Origin of the sequence: Thermobrachium celere DSM 8682 (assembly GCF_000430995.1) — a bacterium.
GTDB lineage: Bacteria > Bacillota > Clostridia > Clostridiales > Caloramatoraceae > Thermobrachium > Thermobrachium celere.
The window spans coordinates 2,276-8,130 of record NZ_HF952032.1 but is presented as its reverse complement, the minus strand read 5'-3'; the positions used below and the strand labels follow the sequence as shown (position 1 = coordinate 8,130).

Here is a 5,855-nt window from a genome sequence, read left to right as displayed (position 1 = left end):
TATTCCCCACTGCTGCCTCCCGTAGGAGTCTGGGCCGTGTCTCAGTCCCAGTGTGGCCGACCACCCTCTCAGGCCGGCTACCCATCGTCGCCTTGGTGAGCCATTACCTCACCAACTAGCTAATGGGCCGCGGGCCCATCCTTGAGCGGAATTAACCTTTGGCTAAGACGCCATGCGGCATCTTAGCGTTATGCGGTATTAGCAGGCCTTTCGACCCTGTTATCCCCCTCTCAAGGGCAGGTTACCCACGTGTTACTCACCCGTCCGCCGCTAAGGTTCAAGGAGCAAGCTCCTATCCCCTCCGCTCGACTTGCATGTGTTAGGCACGCCGCCAGCGTTCGTCCTGAGCCAGGATCAAACTCTCATGTTCTAACCTGAGCTTCAAAGTACGTTCGCTCTCGCTGTTCAGTTTTCAAGGACCGTCGACGCTTATTTATGTTATCACGTCTTTTTCATTTTGTCAACATCTTTTTTGTTTTTTCTTTTTCATCGCTGCTCCCCGCAAGCGACTTTTATATAATATCATGCATTTAATTCTACGCTTTATAAACAATAACTTGTTATATTATTTTATCATAATAAATCTTTATATTTCTTTAAATTTCTCTATATATTATACCTAGACACTCTAGGTTGTGTTGTTAAAATATATTTTAATAAACTAGCCTCTATATAGAAGATATAGAGGCTAGTAGCAATTTTATAATTAACTAAAATTAATCAAAACACATATTGCAAGTATTAATAATGTAGCTGGAACATAATAGAATAAAGCAAATTTCATTGACTTTTTAATATATTTAAAGAAATTTATACCTGCAAGAGTACACATAGCAAATGAAATTCCATCCCATGGCACCCAATATCCAAATGTACCTGTCGCAAGATGATATGCAGTTACAACTGTTTGTCTTGAAATATTTAAAATATCACCCAAAGGAGCCATAATAGGCATTACAGTTGCTGCTACCCCTGATGAACTTCCCATAATAGCATGAATTAAAGATGTTGATACATACATAATCCAAACTGTTATTGTTTTAGGGAAAGTTGATAATAAATTAGAAATTCCATATAAAATAGTATCCATTATTTTACTGTTTTCTAATATTAATATAATAATTCTTGATGCACTTATCATAATTACAGCTACCATAACAGCTGCCATACCTTCAAGGTTCTTCTTAATCATTTCATTTACAGACATACCTCCAATTAGAGGAATTACTATACCCATAAATAAAAATATTGATCCTATTTCATTAAACCACCAACCCTTTTTCATAACACCATAAATCATTATAATAAAACCTAAAGCTAAGGATAACAACACTATTTTATGTCTTAATGTAAAACCTTCAAACTTTTGTTGTTCACTAACTTCATCCTTCTGCTTATTTATTATATCATCACTATAAACAATAGATTTTGTAGGATCGCTTTTTACTTCCTTTGCATATTTCATAACAAATATACAAGTTATAACTGTTAAGAATATCCATATTAATATCCTAAATCCAATACCTGATGTCATAGGAATTTCAGCAAGTGCCTGTCCAATACCTACAGCAAATGGATTTAAAAATCCCGCTGCAGAACCTACAGCAACACCATATTGAACTATCATTACTGCAACAAGTGAATCATATTTCATTGCTCTCATTAAAGGCGCTAAGATTAAGATAAAAGGTATAGCATCTTCATACATACCATATACTGCTCCACCTAAACTAAAAGCAAATATTAAGGCAGGAATTAAAAGATGTGACTTATCTTTAAGTTTTAAAACAAGTGAATTTATAGCAGCATTTACAGCTCCTGTTGCAATTATAGCTGTTAATGCTCCTGAACAAAGAAATATAGTAAAGGAAACATCAGAACCATTAATTGCTCCTTCCATAAAATATGTCCAAACCTTTGAAAAACCCTGTGGGATACTTTCAATATACTTAAACGAACCAGGTATAACTATATTCTTTGTCATTCCCATAACTTCTATTTCTTTTCTTTCGAACTCTCCTCCAGGTATTATATAAGTTAAAAGACAAGTAAGGACAATTAATAAAAATATAACAACTAATGGATTAAGATCAGATAAAAACTCCCACCTATTTTTTCTAGATTTAATTTCTAATTGCTGCATTTTTACCCCTCCCCCTAATTAATCTATAAATGATTCCTTGCTCAAGATAATATTTGCAATTGACTGAGCATAGATTTTTGTGCACTTTAAAAGATTTTCAATTGAAATCTTTTCATTAACTTCATGAGATGTATCTTCATCATTAGGAAAAATTGGACCAAATGAAACGAAGTTAGGAATTGCCTTTGCATAAGATGTTCCATGTGCTAAATTATATTCACATCTTAATCCAGAATGTTTTTCATAAGCATCACTTAATGCTTTTATAAATTTTTTGTTTTTATTCACGTATATTGGATCAAGATAATCGATAAATCTAAATTCAAAATTATATTTATCTTTTATAATATTAAAAGCATTATATATATCCTGTTTTCTTGTAAAATACGATGTTCTTAAATTACAAATAAGTTTATATTTATTACCTTCCGTTTTTAACATTGTTGGTGATATAACATTTTTACCTACATATTCCCCCTCATAAAATTCAGAATTAGATAAAAGCCCCATTTTTGAACCATAAAAATCATTATATAGAATATCTGATATAAAATTTATCAAATGATTATTTTCTATAAAACCTTTAATAAAATTACATATAATACTAATTGCATTTATTCCTTTCTCTGGATATGCTGAGTGAACTGCTAATCCTTTTGCTACTATAACACAATGATCTTTTAGTTTTTCTATAGATATGTCTTCATTAGGATGATTTTTTTTATAATTTAATAAATAACTCTCTAATAAATTATAATCCATACTTACTTTAGCTACAGCCTTATCTGGTATAGAATTAGTTGAATTACCCGATGTTATTTCCAATATGTTTGAATTATCATTTTTAAAAACTAATTCTACATCTGCATAACCTTTTTCACGATTTGTCATAGGGAATTCCCCATCTGGTGTAAATCCGTAGCTAGGAATAGGATAATTATTTATAAAATCTCTAATATCTGTCCATTCTACTTCTTCTTGCGTTCCAATTATCAATACTACCTTTTTTGAAGGTAATATGCCTAAATCTTTTACTATTTTCATCGCATATAGTGATGAAATAACTGGCCCTTTATCATCAACTGCCCCTCTTCCTAAAATGTATCCATTTTCTATCACCGATTTAAAGGGGTTTATCCTCCATAAATTTAAATCACCCTCAGGAACTACATCTACATGTACTAAAATTCCAAGAGTTTCTTCTCCATCTCCATATTCAACTATACCTATTCTATCATCTAATACAGTATAAGCCTTAAATCCCATATCTTTAGCAATATTTATTACATAATGTAAAGCTTCATTTAGTGCAATCTTATTTGATGAAATACTTGGAATATCAATTAAATTCATTGTATCTTTTATTATCTTGTCTTTATACTTATCTATTTGAAAATTAATATCCATAAAATCACCCCTAATATGTATAAGCTATTAAAGTATACAGTTTTGATGCCATTAATAATTCTAATATTGAAACATGTTCCTCTTTACAATGTGCAAAATTTAAGTTGCCTGGACCTAAAATTACTGTTGGTATTTTTGCATAGTTTCCAATTAGTGCAGCATCAGTCCACCCTGAAAAACAAATTTCTTTGGGATTGAATTTTAATATATTCTTAGATAGATCCTTAATATGCCTTATTATTGGGTGATTCTTATCAATCAAATAAGGTGTATGTTCCATTTCATTTTTATTCATTGGATTTGGCTTAACAACCGCATTGAATTTATAGTACTTTCTTACTTCATCTAATAATTCATTTATTTCATCATAAATTAGTTGGATGCTCTCCCCAAAGATATATCTTCTGTCTAATTTTATAACACATCTTTCTGGTATAGTACTTGGTTGCTCACCCCCTTTTATAAATCCTACATTCAATGTTGGACTTCCAAGTAATTCATCCCTCCTATTTTTAATCTTAGGAATTAAGTTGTTTTCAATTAAATTTATTAACTTTGATGAAATATAAATGGCATTAACTCCATCTTCTACAGTTCCACCATGTCCCCCCTTTCCAATTATCTCAATATCAATCCATTCCAAGCCTTTATGTCCTAACCCAATATTCATATTGGTTGCCTCTCCTAAAATAGCCACATCCGCTCTTATGCCAGATTTAATTAACTTTTCTGTACCTAAACTTTGAAACTCCTCATCACAAACAAAAGCATATATAATATTAGAATTTGGAATTAAATTGTGCTCTTTTATTATTTTGGCCGAATAAAGCATAGCTGCTATAGCTCCTTTCATATCACAAGCTCCACGACCATAAACCTTTTCATCTATTACCTTAGGACAAAAAATATCCTCTAACCCATAGCTTGGAACAGTATCCATATGACCTGTAAACATAATAGTTTTATCGCTTTTACCTTTTATATTTGCAATTACATTGTATCTATTTCTGCAGACATACTGTAACCGTACATTTATATTTAACTTTTTAAAAAAATCATAAATATAAAGTGCTATATCTTTTTCATATATTTTATTCTCTATGTGACTTTCTATCCTAATTAAGTCTTTTAATATTTCAACCAATTCGTTTACATTATAGCTAATATTAGATAAATCATTCATAAAATCACCCTTTAATTCTCATATTTTCATATTTCATATATACTAAAATAGCATTTAAATTATTTACGCTTTATTTCGCAAATATAGACACATTTAAGTGAAAAATTTTTGCACATAAAAAAAGACAATAGTAAAAGATACTATTGTCCTTAACGATTATTTTTTCATAAGTTTATACAATTCCCCTTCTCTAACATTAACAGAATTTATAATCCACTTATTATTTATTTTTATTAGTTTAAGGGTACCTGATTGAGATATTTGTTTTTTCATACCATCAGGATACTTAACTATTAAGTTTACAGTATAGTCATAAGATTTTGCATCATTACTATTTATATCTTGCTTTAACTGTATATTCTTAATTTCAAGAGTGCATTTAAAGTCATCTGCAGCCTTCTCACCTTCTAATATCCATCTACTAGCTGCTAATTTTTCTAAAGCTTCTTCTGTTAATATACCTTCATATTTCTTAGTTAAAGCCTCCTTTAATTCTTTAATATCTTTACTCTTTAATATTTTCACATCTTGAATATTGTAATAAGTATTTAGAAACTCTTTGGACACTTTCTTACTTTCATTATTTAAAATCACGTTTGTAGCCAAAGCAACTACAACAAATAATAATAAAAAAGTTAAAATATAAACCTTATTATTTGCTTTATTCATTTTACCCCCCATTTAATTCCATATTTTCTCATATTATAACATATATAATATTTACCGTATATATAATTTATTCGACATGATTTTATTTAAAAAATAAAAGACATAGATTGTATTCTATGCCTTTTATCATCTTATACCTAGCTTTGAGTTTTAATACATATTCCATCATGTGCTTTACTCTTTCATAAAAGAGTAAAAAAGCAAATCTGGCAACGACCTACTCTCCCACACCGTGCGGTGCAGTACCATCGGCCCTGCGGAGCTTAACCTTCGTGTTCGGAATGGGAACGGGTGTTTCCTCCGCGGCATAGTCACCAGATTTGCTCTATTATTTTATGTATGGTGGAGATGAGGAGATTCGAACTCCTGACCCCCTGCTTGCAAGGCAGGTGCTCTCCCAACTGAGCTACACCCCCACATTTTGGTGGGCCTTCAGGGACTCGAACCCCGGAC

4 protein-coding genes, 1 tRNA gene and 2 rRNA genes are annotated in these 5,855 nt (G+C 31.2%); all 7 read right to left on the bottom strand.

What is annotated here, in order from left to right:
* Nucleotides 1–370, bottom strand: a 16S ribosomal RNA gene (locus TCEL_RS11460); the annotation flags it as partial.
* 336 nt (nt 371–706) lie between these two features.
* Entirely contained in the window at nt 707–2,143 is a 1,437-nt protein-coding gene (locus tag TCEL_RS11455) for a YfcC family protein (RefSeq protein WP_018665702.1), read from the bottom strand.
* 18 nt (nt 2,144–2,161) lie between these two features.
* Nucleotides 2,162–3,550: a Sapep family Mn(2+)-dependent dipeptidase gene (locus TCEL_RS11450; protein ID WP_018665700.1), complete on the bottom strand. Its 1,389-nt coding sequence runs from the start codon at nt 3,548–3,550 to the stop codon at nt 2,162–2,164.
* A 10-nt stretch (nt 3,551–3,560) separates the two neighbouring features.
* Nucleotides 3,561–4,733, bottom strand: coding sequence for a M20 family metallopeptidase (locus tag TCEL_RS11445; RefSeq protein ID WP_040684079.1), 1,173 nt, complete (start codon nt 4,731–4,733; stop codon nt 3,561–3,563).
* Between the two features lie 156 nt (nt 4,734–4,889).
* The gene (locus tag TCEL_RS11440; RefSeq protein ID WP_018665696.1) at nt 4,890–5,402 is read right to left on the bottom strand and encodes a hypothetical protein; all 513 of its coding nucleotides are present in this window, start codon (nt 5,400–5,402) and stop codon (nt 4,890–4,892) included.
* A gap of 204 nt (nt 5,403–5,606) precedes the next feature.
* Nucleotides 5,607–5,721: ribosomal RNA gene (rrf, locus tag TCEL_RS11435) — 5S ribosomal RNA — on the bottom strand.
* 21 nt (nt 5,722–5,742) lie between these two features.
* Nucleotides 5,743–5,818: transfer RNA gene (locus TCEL_RS11430), tRNA-Ala, on the bottom strand.
* Between the last annotated feature and the right edge of the window lie 37 nt (nt 5,819–5,855).

Excerpts from the sequence above, each read along its gene's own strand:
- TCEL_RS11450 (WP_018665700.1), bottom strand. The coding sequence starts at position 3,550 with ATGGATATTAATTTTCAAATAGATAAGTATAAAGACAAGATAATAAAA.
- TCEL_RS11440 (WP_018665696.1), bottom strand. The coding sequence starts at position 5,402 with ATGAATAAAGCAAATAATAAGGTTTATATTTTAACTTTTTTATTATTA.
- TCEL_RS11445 (WP_040684079.1), bottom strand. The coding sequence starts at position 4,733 with ATGAATGATTTATCTAATATTAGCTATAATGTAAACGAATTGGTTGAA.
- TCEL_RS11455 (WP_018665702.1), bottom strand. The coding sequence starts at position 2,143 with ATGCAGCAATTAGAAATTAAATCTAGAAAAAATAGGTGGGAGTTTTTA.